The organism is Pseudomonas sp. P8_229 (assembly GCF_034008635.1).
In the GTDB taxonomy this organism is placed as follows: domain Bacteria; phylum Pseudomonadota; class Gammaproteobacteria; order Pseudomonadales; family Pseudomonadaceae; genus Aquipseudomonas.
Genome location: NZ_CP125378.1, coordinates 1,034,097 through 1,051,746, shown reverse-complemented (window position 1 = coordinate 1,051,746; position 17,650 = coordinate 1,034,097). Strand labels below are relative to the sequence as shown.

General features: G+C 60.8%; 19 protein-coding genes. 10 read left to right on the top strand and 9 right to left on the bottom strand.

Translation table 11 applies throughout. The features are described from left to right. Positions 1–5: 5 nt before the first annotated feature. Positions 6–1,043 (bottom strand): patatin-like phospholipase family protein, encoded by a 1,038-nt coding sequence (locus QMK55_RS04665; RefSeq protein ID WP_102354052.1) that lies wholly within the window; start codon positions 1,041–1,043, stop codon positions 6–8. A gap of 216 nt (positions 1,044–1,259) precedes the next feature. Between QMK55_RS04665 and QMK55_RS04660 the strand changes: the two genes are divergently transcribed. The 3 genes from QMK55_RS04660 to QMK55_RS04650 all read left to right on the top strand — a co-directional run bounded on the left by QMK55_RS04660 (position 1,260) and on the right by QMK55_RS04650 (position 3,418). After that, on the top strand, positions 1,260–1,538 hold the full coding sequence (locus QMK55_RS04660; protein WP_007963692.1) for a hypothetical protein: 279 nt from the start codon (positions 1,260–1,262) through the stop codon (positions 1,536–1,538). Positions 1,539–1,617: 79 nt separating this feature from the next. Further along, positions 1,618–2,382, top strand: coding sequence for a CHAD domain-containing protein (locus QMK55_RS04655; RefSeq protein WP_102354051.1), 765 nt, complete (start codon positions 1,618–1,620; stop codon positions 2,380–2,382). Between the two features lie 241 nt (positions 2,383–2,623). Next, a complete protein-coding gene (locus QMK55_RS04650) occupies positions 2,624–3,418 on the top strand; it encodes an acyl-CoA thioesterase (RefSeq protein WP_102354050.1) in 795 nt (264 codons plus the stop codon). 1 nt (position 3,419) lies between these two features. Here the strand turns inward: QMK55_RS04650 and QMK55_RS04645 are convergent, their stop codons facing one another. The 3 genes from QMK55_RS04645 to QMK55_RS04635 all read right to left on the bottom strand — a co-directional run bounded on the left by QMK55_RS04645 (position 3,420) and on the right by QMK55_RS04635 (position 6,500). After that, positions 3,420–3,785, bottom strand: a complete 366-nt coding sequence (locus tag QMK55_RS04645; protein WP_025113120.1) for an Mpo1-like protein — start codon at positions 3,783–3,785, stop codon at positions 3,420–3,422. 213 nt (positions 3,786–3,998) lie between these two features. Continuing rightward, a complete protein-coding gene (locus QMK55_RS04640) occupies positions 3,999–5,480 on the bottom strand; it encodes a methyl-accepting chemotaxis protein (protein ID WP_320328746.1) in 1,482 nt (493 codons plus the stop codon). Between the two features lie 213 nt (positions 5,481–5,693). Then, the gene (locus tag QMK55_RS04635; protein ID WP_320328745.1) at positions 5,694–6,500 is read right to left on the bottom strand and encodes a TatD family hydrolase; all 807 of its coding nucleotides are present in this window, start codon (positions 6,498–6,500) and stop codon (positions 5,694–5,696) included. 236 nt (positions 6,501–6,736) lie between these two features. Here QMK55_RS04635 and QMK55_RS04630 point away from each other — a divergent pair, with 236 nt between their 5' ends. The 3 genes from QMK55_RS04630 to QMK55_RS04620 all read left to right on the top strand — a co-directional run bounded on the left by QMK55_RS04630 (position 6,737) and on the right by QMK55_RS04620 (position 9,258). Then, positions 6,737–8,158, top strand: a complete 1,422-nt coding sequence (locus QMK55_RS04630) for a transglycosylase SLT domain-containing protein (protein WP_102354047.1) — start codon at positions 6,737–6,739, stop codon at positions 8,156–8,158. Positions 8,159–8,266: 108 nt separating this feature from the next. Beyond that, positions 8,267–8,701, top strand: a complete 435-nt coding sequence (locus QMK55_RS04625; RefSeq protein WP_102354046.1) for a DoxX family protein — start codon at positions 8,267–8,269, stop codon at positions 8,699–8,701. Positions 8,702–8,949: 248 nt separating this feature from the next. Continuing rightward, complete coding sequence (locus tag QMK55_RS04620) at positions 8,950–9,258, top strand: hypothetical protein (protein ID WP_102354045.1); 309 nt, start codon at positions 8,950–8,952, stop codon at positions 9,256–9,258. A 6-nt stretch (positions 9,259–9,264) separates the two neighbouring features. Here QMK55_RS04620 and greB read toward each other — a convergent pair whose 3' ends face one another. From greB to QMK55_RS04605, 3 genes are read right to left on the bottom strand one after another with little or no spacing between them, the layout of a single operon-like run. Further along, complete coding sequence (gene greB / locus QMK55_RS04615) at positions 9,265–9,762, bottom strand: transcription elongation factor GreB (protein WP_003226818.1); 498 nt, start codon at positions 9,760–9,762, stop codon at positions 9,265–9,267. 34 nt (positions 9,763–9,796) lie between these two features. Beyond that, positions 9,797–12,301 carry an ABC transporter permease gene (locus tag QMK55_RS04610; protein WP_320328744.1) on the bottom strand — a complete coding sequence of 835 codons (2,505 nt, stop codon included), beginning with the start codon at positions 12,299–12,301 and terminating at the stop codon, positions 9,797–9,799. Beyond that, the gene (locus QMK55_RS04605; RefSeq protein WP_102354043.1) at positions 12,301–12,984 is read right to left on the bottom strand and encodes an ABC transporter ATP-binding protein; all 684 of its coding nucleotides are present in this window, start codon (positions 12,982–12,984) and stop codon (positions 12,301–12,303) included. Before QMK55_RS04605 ends, QMK55_RS04610 begins: the two co-directional genes overlap by 1 nt. A gap of 10 nt (positions 12,985–12,994) precedes the next feature. Here QMK55_RS04605 and QMK55_RS04600 point away from each other — a divergent pair, with 10 nt between their 5' ends. The 3 genes from QMK55_RS04600 to QMK55_RS04590 all read left to right on the top strand — a co-directional run bounded on the left by QMK55_RS04600 (position 12,995) and on the right by QMK55_RS04590 (position 15,120). Beyond that, the gene (locus tag QMK55_RS04600; protein WP_320328743.1) at positions 12,995–13,600 is read left to right on the top strand and encodes an arylesterase; all 606 of its coding nucleotides are present in this window, start codon (positions 12,995–12,997) and stop codon (positions 13,598–13,600) included. 57 nt (positions 13,601–13,657) lie between these two features. Further along, on the top strand, positions 13,658–13,951 hold the full coding sequence (locus tag QMK55_RS04595) for a hypothetical protein (RefSeq protein WP_007955656.1): 294 nt from the start codon (positions 13,658–13,660) through the stop codon (positions 13,949–13,951). Between the two features lie 197 nt (positions 13,952–14,148). After that, on the top strand, positions 14,149–15,120 hold the full coding sequence (locus QMK55_RS04590; RefSeq protein WP_102354041.1) for a L,D-transpeptidase family protein: 972 nt from the start codon (positions 14,149–14,151) through the stop codon (positions 15,118–15,120). Between the two features lie 124 nt (positions 15,121–15,244). Here the strand turns inward: QMK55_RS04590 and oprI are convergent, their stop codons facing one another. After that, a complete protein-coding gene (gene oprI, locus QMK55_RS04585) occupies positions 15,245–15,496 on the bottom strand; it encodes an outer membrane lipoprotei OprI (protein ID WP_025113130.1) in 252 nt (83 codons plus the stop codon). Between the two features lie 636 nt (positions 15,497–16,132). Between oprI and QMK55_RS04580 the strand changes: the two genes are divergently transcribed. Then, the gene (locus tag QMK55_RS04580; protein WP_025113131.1) at positions 16,133–16,414 is read left to right on the top strand and encodes a GNAT family N-acetyltransferase; all 282 of its coding nucleotides are present in this window, start codon (positions 16,133–16,135) and stop codon (positions 16,412–16,414) included. A 64-nt stretch (positions 16,415–16,478) separates the two neighbouring features. On the opposite strand, the gene QMK55_RS04575 is transcribed toward QMK55_RS04580, so the two are convergent. After that, a complete protein-coding gene (locus QMK55_RS04575) occupies positions 16,479–17,555 on the bottom strand; it encodes a 3-deoxy-7-phosphoheptulonate synthase (RefSeq protein WP_102354040.1) in 1,077 nt (358 codons plus the stop codon). Between the last annotated feature and the right edge of the window lie 95 nt (positions 17,556–17,650).

The following is a 17,650-nucleotide window of genomic DNA, read 5'->3' as shown; positions in this document are numbered from 1 at the left end:
AGGCCTTAACCCTGTTCACTCTCATACCGATCCAGCGTATCCCGCGCAATCTCGCGCCCCAGCGCGATCAGTTCCGGTGCCTTGTAGAACTCGAAAAACCGGCACACGCGCTTCGGCACGTTGATCAGGATGTCCGGCGGATACCCGGCGATCTTGTATTGCGCCAGCGAGGTCTGCATCACCTCGAAACTCTGGTTGATCAGGTCCAGCAGTGACGCCGGCCCGACGTTGTCGATGATGAACGAACCGGTGGCGGATTTCGGCGCACCTTCGCGCTCGGGGGCCGCTGCCGGTTGCTGACTTTCCGGCTCGCTGCCTTCCAGCCACGGATTGATGTCCGCCGCTTCCGCGCGTAAGGCTTCCTGCTCGAGCAACAACAACTGCTCGGCCTGTTTGCGGCGGAACGGCATCTTCGAACCGAGCGAACTGAGCAGGCTGTCGAAGCGCGAGCGAAAGGCTGGCGGGCGCTGAATCACCGGCAATTTGTAATGCCGCTGGTTGGTCGCGTTGAGGTTGACGGCGATGATCAGGTCGCAGTGGCTGGACACCACCGGCACGATCGGCAGCGGGTTGAGAATGCCGCCATCCACCAGCATCCGGTTACCCTGCATCACCGGGGTGAACAGGCTGGGAATCGCTGCCGAGGCGCGCATCGCCTGATGCAGGCAGCCCTCCTGAAACCAGATTTCCTGCTGGTTGGTGAGGTCGGCGGCGACCGCGGTGTAGGGGATGCGCAGGTCTTCGATGTTGATCTCGCCGACGATCTTGCGGATCTGCCCGAAGACCTTTTCGCCGCGAATTGCACCGAGGCGGAAGCTCACGTCCACCAGCCGCAGCACATCCAGATAGTCGAGCGATTCGATCCAGGTGCGGTACTCCTCGAGTTTGCCCGCCGCATAGATTCCGCCGACCACCGCGCCCATCGAACAACCGGCAATGCAGGCAATGTCGTAACCGCGTCTTTCGATCTCCTCGATGACCCCGATATGGGCATAGCCCCGGGCGCCACCGGAGCCCAGCACCAGTGCGACACGCTTTTTCATCAAACTTCCTCCCGACAAGGCTCCACAATGCACCCATCCGGGGGCGGGCGACAATCGGCAGGGTCGTTCAGGGCGCCTGCGGCGTCGTTTTTTCGATACTCCGTGACCGCTCGGCGCTATCCTTGGGGCACCGCAGATTCATCGGGCGCCAAGGCACTTTTTGCTCGCCGCACCGTCTTAACTGCACGACTGTTGACCTATTTTGAGGTGTAAGTGATGAAAGCCTGGATCTGTGTGCCGTTGATCGCGCTGGCGTTGGCCGGTTGCGCCGGCAAGACTGCTTATCGTGACAGCTGTGGCAGTCAGCTCGATGCGGCGTGGCATGAACTGGACCTGGCCAAGGCCGAAGGTTTTGCCGGTACGGTCAGCTACTCCAAGGCGCTGTCGTTGCTGACGGCCGCCAAGACCCAGCAGCAATTCGAAGGCTTCGAGGGCTGCAGCAACAAGGCCGAGAAAGCCCGTTTCTATATTCGCGAATCCCGCGCCGGTCGCTAAGCTGCTGACTTGACGCAAGGATGTGGCCGCCTTCTCACGGCAGACTCATCCTTCAAGCCATGTGAATCAGGAGCAAGTGATGTCTGCGTTGGTCGATCGGTTGGTGGCTCATGTCCTGAGCCTGGAAGTGCGGCTGCTGGCTTGTCAGGCGCGCTTGACCGCGCGCACCGACCCTGAAGCGCTGCATGATTTGCGCACCACGGTGCGGCGCTTGCGCAGCCTGCTACGGCCATTGCGCGGCTTGCCTGGCGTGGAGCAACTGGAAGGTGCCGCATCAGCGGTGGGCCAGTTGACCACGCCGTGGCGTGACCGCGAGGTATTGGCGGCGTATCTGCTCAAGCACGATCAAGCGCAGGCGGCGCAACGGCGCATGGCGCAAATGGCCGACGCCTATCCGACGCTGGCGGCGAGTGCTGAAGTCAATTCGTTGCTGATGATGCTCGACGCATTCCCGCGTTTCCTGCGCGCATCTGAGCGTCAGGGCCTGCTCAAGGGCTTGGCCAAGCGCATCGAAAACCGCCTGCACAAACAATGGAAAAAACTTGATGAGGCGCTGCATGATCCAGCCCACGACCGCCATCGCCTGCGCTTGCTGATCAAGCGCGTGCGCTATGGCATCGAAGCTTATCCGGAGCTGGATCGTCTGCCTGCAGCGGCGCTGGCGCGGTTGAAGTCGGCGCAGGGCGCGCTCGGTGACTGGCACGATTGCTGGCAATGGCTGGCGCGGGCCGAGCAGGAAAGTGATCTGCAACCGTGCGTTGCGACTTGGCAGGCAGGCCTGATCAAGGCCGAAGCCAAGGCGGATCGGGTGCTCGAAAAACTCAGTTCAAGCTGCTTCAAATAACCCCGATATCAGCACATATCTTCTGTAGGAGTGAGCCTGCTCGCGATAGCGGTCTGACAGCCAACGCTACTGTTGAATGTCAGACCGCTATCGCGAGCAGGCTCACTCCTGCAAGGGATCTGCGGTGTGGTTGATATCGGTGTAAGGCCTTTCTGTCAGTCCATTTGACCGGAATAGACGCTGCGGCGCTCTGCCATGCTGGTTAAGATCGCTGCATTCACTTTTGCTTCCCGAGGTTGTCATGCGCTTTTCCGATTTGCTCGATGCGGTCCGCCGCGATCCAGAACTGACTATTCCTGCCGAGTGGGGCCAGGGCCGGGCCAGTTTTGGTGGCCTGGTGGCGGCGCTGCAATATGAAGCCATGCGCGCGAAGGTGCCCGCAGATCGCCCGGTGCGCTCGCTGGCAATCACCTTTGTCGGCCCGGTGGAGCCGGAAGTCCCGGTGCGTTTCGAAGTCGATGTATTGCGTGAAGGCAAGGCGGTCAGCCAGGTGCTGGGCCGTGCGGTGCAGAACGGTCAGGTGGTGACGATTGTGCAAGGCAGCTTCGGTGCTTCGCGACCGTCGGAAGTGGCCGTTGCCGCCTATCCGGCAGCCGAAATGAAACACTGGGACGAATGCCAGGAATTGCCCTACATCAAAGGCGTGACCCCGGAATTCATGCGTCACTTGTCGATGCGTTGGAGTGTCGGCGGCATGCCGTTCACCGGCAACACATCGCGGCAGATGGGCGGTTGGGTGCGGTTGCGTGGAGACGTCAAGGAAGAACCGGTCAATGAGGCGCATCTGCTGGCGCTGGTGGATGCGTGGCCGCCGGCATTGTTGCCGTATCTGAAGAAACCGGCACCGGGTAGCACGTTGACCTGGACCATTGAATTCGTTCAGCCGCTACGCGACTTGAGCACGCTGGACTGGTGCAAATACCTGGCCGACATCGAATACGCCGCCGATGGTTACGGGCATGTCGCCGCGAAACTGTGGAGCGCGGAAGGGGAGTTGATCGCCATGAGCCGACAGACCGTCACGATCTTCGCCTGAATCAATGCCGACGGTGGCGCTCACGCCAGGCGCGCCACCAGCCGCCGCTGAGGAAAAACCGTGGAAAGGTCAGGAACTGCTCGACCAGCAAGCGTGACATGGCATCTTTGCGATCACTGAACGGCTCGGAGGCTTGCGCCTCCAGGCTGTGGCCGTGGCGCTGCAGACCCAGCGCCGCGACGATACCGATCACGCCAATGGCGACGCTGGCCAGGCTCAGGCTGAACACCCCGGACACGATCAACAGAAACGCGACGATGAACAACGGCACGGCAATCAGGTGCAACACCAGATTGGTCGGGTGCTGATGATTGTTCGGGTACGCGCGCCATTGCCACGCGGGAAGATTGGGGTGACGTTTGCCCATGTTTGCTACTCCTCGATCCATGTTGAACACATGATTGAAGAATAGGCCGGGGCGGGTGACGCGGCGAATCAAGGTTGGCTATTGCGGTGATAGGCACAATGGCTGGGTTCGATGGTGCTTCAACTGACGCCTTCGCGAGCAAGCCCGCTCCCACAAGAGATTTGTGGCGTTCACCTATCCCCTGTAGGAGTGAGCCTGCTCGCGATGAGTCCCTTACAGCTTGAGCTGCCCAATCGCCTTGTTGAGTTCCCCGGCCAACGTCGCGAGTTCATTACTGGTCGTTGCCGAATCCACGGTCTGCTTCACGGTGTTCTCGGTCACATCACGAATGCTCACCACCGCTCGATTCATCTCCTCGGCCACCTGACTCTGCTGCTCGGCCGCCACTGCGATCTGGGTGTTGCTCTCGCGCATCTGCGCCACGGCGCCGGTGATTTGCGCCAGCGCCTCGCCGGCCTCCTGCGCCTGTTGCACGCAGTCATCGGCCTTGTATGAACTCTCCTGCATGAAGTCCACCGCATCGCGGGTGCCGGCCTGCAGCGCCGAGACCATGGTGGTGATTTCATCGGTGGAGGTCTGCACGCGTTTTGCCAGGTTGCGCACCTCATCGGCGACCACGGCAAAGCCTCGGCCCATCTCGCCGGCCCGGGCCGCTTCGATGGCGGCGTTGAGGGCCAGCAGATTGGTCTGCTCGGCGATGCTGTGAATCACGCTGACCACGCCGTTGATCTTCTGGCTGTCTTCGGCCAGGCGCTGGATCATCTCGGCGGTCTGCTGCACACCGCTGGAGAGTCCGGCAATCGACTGCTGCACGCGGCTGACCACATGCTGGCCGCTGCCAGCGAGACCATCGGCGGTCTGCGACAGATCGCGGGTGGCGCCGGCGTGCTGGGCAATGTGATAAACCGTGGCGGTCATTTCGTTGATCGCGGTGGCGGCCTGATCGGTTTCGCTCTGCTGGCCGAGCATGCCGTGGCGTACTTCATTCATGCTTGAGGCCAGGCGTGCGGCGCCGACGTCCAGTTGTCGCGCGGTGTTGGCGACCGTCGTGACCACGCGCTGATAACCGGCCTGCATCGCGTTGAACGCATTGGCCATCTGCCCGACTTCATCCTTGGCGGCCAACGGTACGCGGGCCGAGAGGTCGCCGCTTTTCTCGACATGCAGCATCACGTCTTTCAATGTGTTGAGCTGGCTGAGCAGGAAGCGGATCAGCAGTTGTGAAGCGCCGAGCATTGCCAGCATCAGGATGAACACCGCCACCGCGTAGTTGGCAAAACGCTCGCTGAACACCTGCGCCAGGCTTGGACCATAGGCGATCACCGCGACCTGTTGGCCGTCGGCGCGGCTGAATACTTCGGCGCCCATCAATGGGTTGTCGCCGAACAGCGGCAGGTGATTGATCTCGTTCCAGCCGTTGCTGTCGCTGATCTCCAGTACGGGTTGATCGTTGAGGCGCGGCGCTTCCCCGCGTTTGAAGGTCAGCACCTGGTCAACCTTGGGCAAGGCCTGCCCGTCCGGCCAGGCCTTGAGCAATTGCGCCTGGGCTTGAGCGGAGGCTTGTGAGGCGTGGCTGCGGGCTTGCTGCTCCAGTTGCACGGCGTACAGAACCAGCAGCAGGGTGGTGACGAAGGCGACCGCGTTGACCGCCCAGAATTTGTATTTCAGCGAGATATTGCTAAGCCAGGCACCCATGGAGGTCTTCTCTGATAGCGGAAACAGTTTTGGCAAGGTGCCAGCATTGTGCCGCTATACAGGTCGGAAGATCTTGATATGGGTCAACAAGCCACGCTGCACCGCTTTTGTAGGAGTGAGCCTGCTCGCGATGAGGGACGGTCAGTCGATATAAATATTGGCTGATCTACCGTTATCGCGAGCAGGCTCACTCCTACAAGGGATTGTGCGGTGTCAGGGGAGGGTGGGCAGGTTGAAGAACGCACGGGCGCACGCCGTGGTGTGCGCTGCCAGTTCGTCCTCGCTCTCGCCCCGATGCAGCGCTACTTCGCGCAGTACTTCGGTCAGATACGCCGGCTCATTGCGGCCGTTTTTCGGCTTCGGTCGCAGAGTGCGCGGCAGCAGGTACGGCGCATCGCTTTCCAGCATCAGCCGTCCGCGCTTGATCTCCTTGACCAGCGGGTGCAGATGGGTGCCCCGGCGCTCGTCGCAGATCCAGCCGGTGATGCCGATGTGCAGGTCCAGATCCAGATAACTGAACAGGGCTTTTTGCTCGCCGGTAAAGCAGTGCACCACGGCAGCGGGCAGTTGATCGCGGAAGTCCCGGAGAATTTCCAGCAGGCGCTGACTGGCATCACGCTCGTGCAGGAACACCGGCAGTTGCAGCTCTGCGGCCAGCGCCAGGTGTTCTTCCAGAACCCTTTCCTGTTGCGGGCGCGGGGAGAAATCGCGGTTGAAGTCCAGCCCGCATTCACCCACGGCAACCACGTTTTTCTCATGCAGCAGGCTGCGCAAACGACGTGCGCTGTCAGCGTTCCAGTCACTGGCCGAATGCGGGTGAATGCCGGCGGTGGCGAACAGTCGTTGCCCGCTGTCATCCAGTTGCTGGCACAGTTCCAGCGCCTGCTCGCTACCCCCGACGCTGGTGCCGGTCAGCACCAGTTGGCAGACCCCGGCGGCGTAGGCGCGGTCGAGCACGGCCTGATGTTTTTCGGCGAAACTTGGGTTGGTCAGGTTGACGCCGATATCGATGAGTTGCATGGTTCTACCTCGGACCGAAGGCCGGAAAGCATACCAGAGCTGTAGATTTATAAGAAAAGCCAAGAACTACAAAGAGTTATAGCTGTCTTTTGATGCCGTGACGCAGCCCGGGTTGGCATAAATGCCATCACTGTGCCAGTCTCTCGCACTTTGCCAGCGCTCAAGGCGCTCTGTTTTCGTCGGTGTTTTTGACCGTTCAGCGGTAAAAAACGCCCCGTATTCTTTCCGGAGAGTGGATGCATCGTCCCTCGGTTTTGCTCCTGTTGTGTGCGTCGCTGCTGCTGCCGATAACGGCGGTAGCGCGCCTGCCCGGGCCATTGCAAGCCGTGCCGGCCGCCAAGGTCCGCGACCTGTCGGAGATCCGCAGCAGCCGCGTGCTGCGAGTGCTGGTCAACCAGAGCCGCAACAGCTCCGGTGAAGTCCAGGGCCAGGCCATCGGTGTCGAATACCACCGCCTGCGCGCCTTCGAGCAATACCTCAATGGCCATGCCCGTGATGGTCAGGAAGTCACCCTCAAGATCATTCCCAAAGCCAAGGATCAACTGCTCGGTGCCTTGCAGCGTGGTGAAGGTGATCTGGTAGCGCCTGGAGAACTGCTTGATCTGCAATCGGGACATGCGGTCGCCAGCAGTGAGCCGATTGCCCGCAATGTGCCGCTGGTGCTGGTCGGTATCAAGGGCGAGCGCCGCTACACCAAGGTCGAACAGCTGTCCGGCAAAACCCTCGCTTTGCCGACCGGCAGTGCGGCGGGGGAGGCGGTCAGCCAGCTCAATCAGAAACTTGCGTTGCACAAACTGGCGCCGATCAAGATCGAGTGGGTCGATCCCACGCTGGCCGTCGAAGACGTGCTGGAGATGGTCCAGGGCGGGATATTTCACCTGACCATCGTCGAGCAACCCATCGCCGAGCGCTGGGGCAAGATCCTGCCCAAACTGCGTCTTGACCGGCAGTTGATGATCAGCGAGCCGGGTGAGGAATACTGGTTCGTGCGCCGCGATGCCTCGATGCTGCGGGCGAGCATCGATCGTTTCCTGGTTGGCTACAAGAAGCCGTCGAACGAAGATGCAGAGTTTCTGCGGATCTATCGGCGCCTCTATCAAGTGCACTATCCGTTGGCCAAGGCTGACCGTCAGCGTCTGGAAAAACTGCGCCCGACCCTGCAAAAGCATGCTGACGCGCAAAACATGGACTGGTTGAATCTGGCGGCGCTGGCGTTCAAGGAGTCGGCCTTGCAACCCAACGCCCGCAGCGGCAGCGGCCCGACCGGGCTGATGCAGATCACCCCGTCTGCGGCGCAACGGGTCGGGGTGAACAACATCCAGAATCTCGATGCGAATGTGCAGGCCGGGGCCAAGTACCTGGCGATGATTCGCCGCAAGTTTTTCAACAGTCCGAAACTCAATGAGCGCGAGCGCATGGCGTTCACCCTGGCGGCCTACAACATCGGCCCGGAGCGTGTGCAAGGCATGCGTGCCGAGGCGCGGCGACGTGGGCTGAACCCGAACCAGTGGTTCTTCCAGGTCGAGCGCATCGCCATGGAGCAGGTGGGCATGGGGGCCGTCAGCTATGTTAATAGCGTGAACAAGTATTACTTGGCGTTCGACCGGGAACGGGAGTCACTGGAGCCCCGGGGACAGAAAGTAGCCTCACGCAAGTGATCTAATAATTTGATTGTTATGGCGGAATAATTGCGCTTTTAACATGAAATTAACTGATTAATATAGCGGCCAATCCCAACACACTTCTCGCAAAACAAGGAATGCCCCATGAGCTCTCTGATCAACAAGGTTTTGTTCACCCGCGCCGGTTACGGCCTGACCATTCTGCGCATCGCGGTTGGCGTGATCTTCGCCGCTCACGGTTCGCAAAAGCTCTTCGGTCTGTTTGGCGGCTACGGCCTGGCGGGCACCGCGCAGTACATGGAAAGCCTGGGGCTGACACCGGGCTATGTCATGGCAATTCTGTCGGGTGGCACTGAGTTCTTCGCCGGTCTGGCGCTGATCATCGGTCTGCTGGTGCGTCCGGCGGCGCTGGGACTGACCTTCCTGTCGCTGGTGGCGATCTTCTCGGTGCACATCCATAACGGCCTGTTCCTGACCAACAACGGTTATGAGTTCGCGCTGGCATTGCTCGGTGGCAGCATCGCGGTGCTGATCGAAGGCGCCGGCAAGCTGTCGGTGGATCGTGCCATCTCCGGTTGAGTGCTCTGGATCAAGCAAAAGGCCCGCATTGTGCGGGCCTTTTTTGTTGTGGCTGATTCTTGACACTCATCGGTCACGTTCTCTAGGATGTTGCTCATGCGCCGATTTAAACAGCTACTTGCGGGGCGCCAGGTGACTCAGACAGTTGCCGTCAGAAGCCGGAACAGGGCTTCGAAATACCGCTAAAGCGCTGGTTCGGTGTTGCCTCTCACCTGCCATGCAGACTTTTGAGGCAGAGACACGACACGATGAATGCACTACGCCCTCCAGCACGTCCCGCGCCGATCACGGCACATATCACCCAGCGCAATCCAAAAATCCTGCTTGGCGGCAAACATCAGCCGACGCTGTTGCGTTATCTCGATGGCTGGCCACGCCGCAGCGGCGGTCCTGCCGCGTTCCTGATCCAGTTTGTCGAACACGGCGAGTCCCTGGCACGCTTTGCCAGCGACAGTTTCGATCTGGCAGTGATTCAGGCGCCGAGCGCCGAAGAGGCTCCGGAAATGATCAAGCAGCTGACCCGTGTTGCGCGTCAGGGGCTGATCACCCGTCGCTGAAACGCGTTACGGGTAATCGATCGCCACGATATAGACAAACTGCTCACCGGTTGGCGTCTGCACCCGAACCTCGGCGTCCAGCGCCTTGCCGATCAAGGCGCGGGCCAGCGGCGAGTCGATGCTGATCAAACCCAGCTTCAGATCCAGTTCATCCGGGCCGACGATGCGGTAGCGTGATTGCTTGCCGTCCTCGTCCTCGATGGTCACCCAGGCGCCGAAGTAGACCTTGTTCGGATCGCTGGGTTTTTCGCTGACGACCTTCAAGGCTTCGAGACGCTTGGTGAGAAAACGCACGCGGCTGTCTATTTCGCGCAGCATCTTCTTGCCGTAGGTGTACTCGGCGTTTTCCGAGCGATCGCCCTGAGCCGCGGCTTCGCTGACCGATTGCGTCACCTGCGGGCGACGCACATGCCACAGCTCATGGAATTCAGCGCGCATCCGCGCTTCACCTTCTGGGGTGATCAGCGCGGTGCCGGCGGTGCGGGGAGGGCGATAACGGCTCATGGCAACTTCTTGTGGTGACGAAGGCAGGAGTCTATCAACCCTCGCGCAAGACTGTCAGCGGACTCGCATTCAACGCCCGGCGTGTACCGAACACGCCCGCGCCGCCAATCAGCGCCGCGCCAATCAATGGCAGCACCAACAACCATGGATGCGGGTGCCACGGCAGATCGAACGCATAGCGATACAACACCAGACTCACCACTTCCGAACCAATGGCCGCGAGCAAACCGCTGACCGCGCCGAGCAAGCCGAACTCGATGCGCCGGGCCTTGACCAGCAACTGCCGTTCCGCACCCAACGCGCGCAACAGCGCGCCTTGGCGAATGCGTTCGTCCAGCGTTGCCTGCAAGCCGGAGAACAGCACTGCCATCCCCGCCGCCAACACAAACAACAACACATACTCCACCGCCAGGGTGACCTGGGCGAGGATGCTGCGCAGTTGTTCCAGCAGCGCTTCGACCTGAAGAATGGTCACGGCCGGAAATGCCCGCGACAACTCGACGATCTGCTGATCATGACCGGGCGCCAGGTAGAAACTGGTCAGGTAGGTCGCTGGCAGATCCTTCAGCGTGCCGGGCTGGAAGATCATGAAAAAGTTCGGCTGGAAATTGTCCCAGTTGATCTCGCGCAGGCTGGTGACCTTCGCTTCACGATTGACCCCGCCAACGCTGAACACCAGGTGATCGCCCAATTTGAGCTTGAGGCTCTCGGCGACTTTGCCTTCCACTGACACGCCCGGTACGTCATCCGAGGGTTGCTCGGTCCACCACGAACCGGCCGTGAGCTTGTTGCCCGCCGGCAGGTCGGCGGCCCAGGTCAGGCTCAAGTCACGCTGAACCGCGCGGTCGCCGGCCGAATCCTTGCTGACGATCTGCTGCACCGGTTCGCCATTGATGCTGATCAGCCGCCCCGGCACCACCGGATACAGCGGCGCCGCTTGTGCGGATACGTTGACCAAATGATCGGTGAAGGCCTGCTTGTCCGCCGGCAGGATGTTCAGGGCGAAATAGTTCGGGGCGTTTTTCGGCAGTTGGTTTTGCCAGGTGTCGAGCAGTTCGCCGCGCAGCAGGGCAATCAACGCCATCGACAGCAGGATCAGACCGAACGCCAGCGATTGCCCGGCGGCGGCCAGCGGGTGACGCAACAACTGGCCCAGACCCAGGCGCCACGGCAGCGATGCCCGGGCCAGCAGACGACGCAGGCTGTTCAGCAGCAACAGCAGCAGTCCGCCAAGAATCAGCGCTGCGACGACGCCGCCACCGAGCAGGGCGAAGGTCAGCAGCAGGTCGAGGCTCAGGCGCCACATGATCAGGCCGAGTGCGCCCAGCGCCGCGCCGTAGACCATCCAGGTGCTGGAGGGAATCGGCAGCATGTCACGACGCAGCACCCGCAGCGGTGGCACCCGGCCCAGCGCAGCAAGCGGCGGCAAGGCGAACCCGGCGAGCGCCACCAATCCGGTACCGATTCCGGCCATCGCCGGAAACAGCCCGCCCGGCGGTACATCTGCCGGCAGCAGATCATGCAGCAGGGCAAACAATCCCAATTGAGCCAGCCAGCCGAGCAGCGCACCACTGAGGGCGGCGCCCAAGCCCAGTACCGTCAGTTGAATACTGAACAACAGCATGGTTTCCCGACGCGACAAGCCGAGGCAGCGCAGCAGTGCACTGGCATCGAAGCGGCGACTGGCAAAGCGGTTGGCCGACAGTGCCACTGCCACACCGGCCAACAACACCGCGACCAGACTGGCCATGTTCAGGTAGCGCTCGGCCTTGCCCAGCGCACCACCGATCTGCCGATTGCCATCGCGGGCATCCTGAATGCGCTGATTGGCGGCCAGGCCGGGTTTGATCAGCTGTCGATAGGTTTCCAGTGCTTGCGGTTCGCCGCGCCACAGTTCGCGGTAGCTGACCCGGCTGCCGGGCTGCACCACGCCAGTGGCGGCGAGGTCATCAAGGTTGATCATCACCCGGGGCGTGAGGCTGTAGAAGTTGCCGGCGCGATCTGGCTCATAAGTCAGCACGCGGGTCAGCTTCAGGGTCTTCATGCCGACGTCGATACTGTCGCCGATCTTCAGGTCCAGTGCGGTCAGCAGGCGCGCTTCGACCCAGGCTTCGCCGGGTTGCGGTTCGCCGCCAGAGGTTTCAGTGGCAAACGGGGCGGGGGCACTTTTCAGTTCGCCGCGCAGCGGATACGCGCGGTCAACCGCTTTGATGCTCGATAACTGAATGCCGTTGTCGGTGGCAATGACGCTGGAAAACTCGACGATCTGCGCATGAGCCAGCCGCAGCTCGGTGCCGCTCTTGATCTGTTCCGCCCGCGCCGGCGAGCTGCCTTCAAGCACCAGGTCGGCGCCGAGGAATTCGGTGGCGCGCAGCATCATGGCGCCGTTGAGGCGGGCGCCGAAATAGCCGATGGCGGTACTCGCCGCCACTGCGACGACCAGAGCGAAGAACAGCACACGCAACTCACCGGCGCGGGCATCGCGCAGCAATTGGCGGAGGGCGAGGCTGAACAGGCGCAACAGCGGCAGACGTGCCATCAAGGCTCCAGAGGGGCGACCAGCAGCCCGGCTTCAAGTCGGATCAGGCGCCGGCAGCGATGGGCCAGGCGTTCGTCGTGGGTCACCAGCACCAGCGTTGTGCCGCGCTCCATGTTCAGCTCGAACAGCAAATCGCTGATGCGCTCGCCGGTGTGGCTGTCGAGGTTGCCTGTGGGTTCGTCGGCGAACAGCACGTCCGGCTCGGCAGCGAAGGCCCGGGCAATTGCCACGCGCTGTTGCTCGCCGCCGGAGAGCTGGCGTGGCGAGTGCGTCAGGCGCTGGCCAAGACCGACCCGTTGCAACAGTTCGGTGGCGCGTTCGCGGGCGTCTTTGCGACCGTCGAGTTCCAGTGGCAGCATGACGTTTTCCAGCGCGTTGAGGCTGTCGAGCAACTGGAACGACTGAAAGACGAAACCCACATGTTCGGCGCGGATGCGCGCGCGCTGGTCCTCGTCGAGATTGCTCAGGCCTTGCCCGGCGAGGATGACTTCGCCGCTGCTCGGCAAGTCGAGGCCGGCGAGCAGGCCGAGCAGGGTGGATTTGCCGGAACCCGATGCGCCGACGATGGCCAGGCTGTCGCCCTTGTTCAGTTCCAGGCTGAGTTCGTGCAGGATGGTCAGTTCACCTTCCGCGCTGGGAACCACTTTGCTAAGGTTCTTCGCGGTGAGAATGCTTGCGCCCATGGAGAATCCGATGCGTGTGTGGTTTTTGAGTGCTGGCCTGGCCTTGATGTGCATGGCCCAGAACGCAGCGGCGGGTACTGTCCTGATCGTTGGCGATAGTATCAGCGCCGGTTTCGGACTGGATACCCGGTTGGGGTGGGTATCGCTGCTCGAACAACGGCTCAAGCAGGAGGGTTTTGACGATAAAGTAGTCAATGCCTCGATCAGCGGCGACACCAGTGCCGGAGGCCAGGCGCGCCTGCCGGCGCTGCTTGCAGAGCATAAGCCGGAACTGGTGATCCTCGAATTGGGCGGCAATGATGGCTTGCGCGGAATGCCGCCAACGCAATTGCAACAAAACCTTGCGGCGATGATCGACAGCTCCCGCCAGAACGGCGCCAAGGTGCTGTTGCTCGGCATGCAACTGCCACCCAACTACGGCAAGCGTTACACCGATGCTTTTGCCGAGGTCTACGGCAAACTCGCCGATGAGAAAAAGATCCCGCTGGTACCGTTTTTCCTCGACGGCGTGGGCGGCCATCCCGATCTGATGCAGGCTGATGGTCTGCACCCGGCTGCCGGGGCTCAGGGCAAGTTGCTGGAAAATGTCTGGCCGACACTAAAACCGCTGTTATGAGGCTTTTCTAGTGACAGGCTTTCGGCTAATGTGGCGCCCCCTTATTTGGAGCCCCCGATGCCGCGTTCTGCCTGGTCCCTGTTTGCCTACCAACTGATCGAGCCTGACGAGCAGCTGGATCTGTTCGCCTGCCAGGAAGTGCGGGTGCATCTGGTGACCCGTCAGCTCGAACTCGGTGGCTCGGCAGACCGGACGTTGTGTGGCAGCCTGCTGCCGGCGCAACCGCGCTGGTCGAGTGTCGATCGCCGGGTGTTTCAGGATCAGCGCCTGTGTTCGTTGTGCCGGGCAATCCTTGAATCGCAGAAGCGTGGCACCTCGCCGATCTGGCCTGAGCTGCGTTTCGAGCTCTGACCTTGTGGGAGCAGGCTTGCTCGCGAATGCGGTGTTTCATTCAACGAATGCTTTGCCTGACACACCGCATTCGCGAGCAAGCCCGCTCCCACCCAAAGCACCTTGTCGCCTGCAGCAGGGTGGTCTCCCCGAATTCCCGAGGTGCGGTGTACAATCGCGCTCCTATACCCTTGTTGATCATGCGAAGGATTTTCCGGATGTTGCCGCGCTTTCCTGCCGTCACCCGCTGCCTGTCACTTGCCGCCCTGTGTGTGGCCGGTCCCGTTGCTGCATTGGAGTTTCCCCTGCCACCACCCGGTGAGGACATCATCGGCCAGGTGCAGGTGATCAAGGCCAAGTACGAAGATACCTTCGCTGACCTGGGCACCACCTACGATCTGGGCTATTCGGAAATGGTCGCGGCCAACCCGGGCGTCGATGCCTGGCTGCCGGGCGCCGGCACGGAAATCGTGCTGCCGACGCGGTTCATCCTGCCGCCGGGTCCGCGTGAAGGCATCGTGATCAACCTCGCCGAATACCGCCTCTACTACTACCCGAAAGGTCGGAACGTGGTGTACACCTTCCCGCTGGGTATCGGCCGTGAAGGCTGGGGGTCGCCGATTGCGCACACCTCGATCACTGCCAAGACACCGAACCCGACCTGGACCCCTCCAGCCTCGATCAAGGCCGAGCACGCCGCGGATGGTGATCCGCTGCCGAACGTGGTGCCGGCCGGTCCTGACAACCCGCTGGGCCCGTTCAAATTCACCTTGGGTACTCCGGGCTACCTGATCCACGGTTCGAACAAGAAGTTCGGCATCGGCATGCGCACCAGCCACGGTTGCTTCCGCATGTTCAACAACAACGTGCTGGAAATGGCCAGCATGGTGCCGGTCGGTACCTCGGTGCGCATCCTCAACGACGCGTACAAGTTCGGCAGCAGTGGCGGCAAGGTCTATCTGGAAGCGCACACGCCGATCGACGACAAGGGCAACCCGTCGGTGGTCGACAAGCACACGGCGGTGATCAACGCGATGCTCAAGCGTGAAGACATCACCAATAACCTGCGCGTGAACTGGGATGTGGTGCGCGATGTAGTGGCGGCAGAGGATGGCTTGCCAACCGAAATCGGCACGCCGAATACCTCGGCACCGATTGTCTCGACTGCGCCGATCGATCTGCAACAGTAAGGTCGGATTCGGACCCGCCGACGCGTGCAGCGTCGGCGGGTTTTTTATTGCCTGGACAAAAGCTGCAGGCACAAAAAAGCCGACCCAGAAACTGGGTCGGCTTGATAACAATCCCGAGGGATTATTACTTGCGGCTAGCTTTGTCCAGCATACGCAGAGCACGCTCGTTAGCTTCGTCAGCAGTCTGTTGTGCTTTTTGAGCAGCAGCCAGAGCTTCATCAGCTTTACGGTATGCTTCGTCTGCACGAGCTTGAGCGCGAGCAGCTGCGTCTTCAGTAGCGGTCAGACGTGCTTCGGTTTCTTTCGATGCGCTGCTGCAACCGGTAGCCAGAACTGCGGCCAGAGCCAGAGCAGAGAATTTCAGAACGTTGTTCATCGTGTTCCCCTTCAAGGACTTTCAATTAAGTGGCTTTCTCCTCCGATTGAGGAAATAGCCGGCGTACATACTACCCATTACTTGTAGTAAGTAAACTGACGTAGCGCAAGAAGCAAAAAAAATTGTAGGCGTTGATTCTTTTTCGAGCAACTTTTAACTGGCCTGTTTAAAAAATATCCAGCTACAAGCCCCGGCTTGAGCCAGCTAATGAGAAAAAGTTCCCGTTGCCCTGTGTAGTTTTTCCGGTCTTGCACCAAGTCTGTCTAGATGAATTCGTCTACACTTTTGTTCCGATTTTGCATGACGCCTCACATATCTTTGTCCCTCTTGAGGTGACTTTAAACAAGACGCTGCGTCTTAAGTCTCGACATTCGGCAATGTTCAGGTGAGCGTTTCGGGAAGATCTTCCCCACGCCTGCCACTACGCCCATCGATGTCACCCGGTCAACGAGCATGATGACGAGCGCACCTTGAGCATTTTCGCCAATGGTGCCTACTATTTATCACGTGCTCGATTGCGCGAGATCGGTGTGGCTCTTCTCGGTGTCCATCAGGCACGGGGTGGCGTAGATGTTCCTTCGCCGGAAAAACATCGGTAAGGTAGGGGTCAGAATTCAAGACCCGCGAGGAGTAGTGATGAGCGAGGCGTTGTCCATCCACCATGACCAGGCTGGTCATCAGTTCGAGACCAATGTGGACGGTCATCGTGCCTACCTGACCTATATGGATCTGGGGAAACAGACCCTGGATATCTATCGCACCTTCGTGCCCAACGCCCTGCGTGGCCGGGGCATCGCGGCGGCGCTGACTGAGAGCGCGCTGCAATACGCCGAAGAAATGGGCTACACGGTGATTCCGTCGTGCTCCTACGTCGAGCGCTACATGGAGCGCCATCAGAAGCGCGCCGCGAAAATCTGATAAAACCCTACACACAAAAACGCCGGGCTGAGCCCGGCGTTTTTTTATGCCTGCGAAACGCTGATCAGCTGCGTTGACGCTTCGGCAGAACATCCTTGAGCTTGGCGTGCATGCTGCGCAGGGTGTTCTCGGTGGCGGCCCAGTCGATGCAGGCGTCGGTGATCGACACGCCGTATTGCAGGTCGGCGAGGTCTTTCGGGATCGCCTGGCAGCCCCAGTTCAGGTGACTCTCGACCATCAGGCCGATGATCGACTGGTTGCCTTCGAGGATCTGGTTGGCGACGTTTTCCATCACCAGCGGTTGCAGGGCCGGATCCTTGTTGGAGTTGGCGTGGCTGCAATCGACCATGATGTTCGGCTTGATCTTCGCCTTGTTCAGCGCCTGTTCGCACAGGGCGACGCTGACCGAATCGTAGTTCGGCTTGCCGTTGCCGCCACGCAGCACCACGTGACCGTAGGCGTTGCCCTTGGTGGTGACGATCGACACGCCACCTTCCTGGTTGATACCCAGGAAGCGGTGCGGGCTGGAAACCGACTGCAGGGCGTTGATCGCCACGGTCAGGCCGCCGTCGGTGCCGTTCTTGAAGCCGACAGCCGAGGACAGACCGGAAGCCATTTCACGGTGGGTCTGGGATTCGGTGGTACGCGCGCCGATGGCCGACCAGCTGATCAGGTCCTGCAGATACTGCGGGGAGATCGGGTCGAGGGCTTCGGTGGCGGTCGGCAGGCCTTTCTCGGCCAGGTCCAGCAGCAACTGGCGACCGATGTGCAGACCGTCCTGGATCTTGAACGAGTCGTCCAGGTACGGATCGTTGATCAGGCCTTTCCAGCCGACGGTGGTCCGTGGCTTCTCGAAATACACGCGCATGACCAGATACAGGGTATCGGAGACTTCCGCCGCCAATTCCTTGAGGCGGTCAGCGTATTCGTGGGCAGCCTTGATGTCGTGGATCGAGCACGGACCGATCACTACGAACAGACGGTGGTCGGTGCCATCAAGAATGTTGCGAATGACTTCGCGGCCCTTGGTGACGGTGCGCAGGGCAGTGTCGCTCAGAGGGATATCACGCTTGAGCTGATCAGGAGTGATCAGGGTCTCGTTAGAGGCGACGTTTAGGTCGTTGATCGGTAAATCAGCCATCGTTTACTCGTCAGGTCACGGGTGCCGGCCGCCAGCGATCCCCGCGCGGCGGAGCACAGCAGATTTAAGCGCGTCGGGGAGCCGAACCTTAGCGC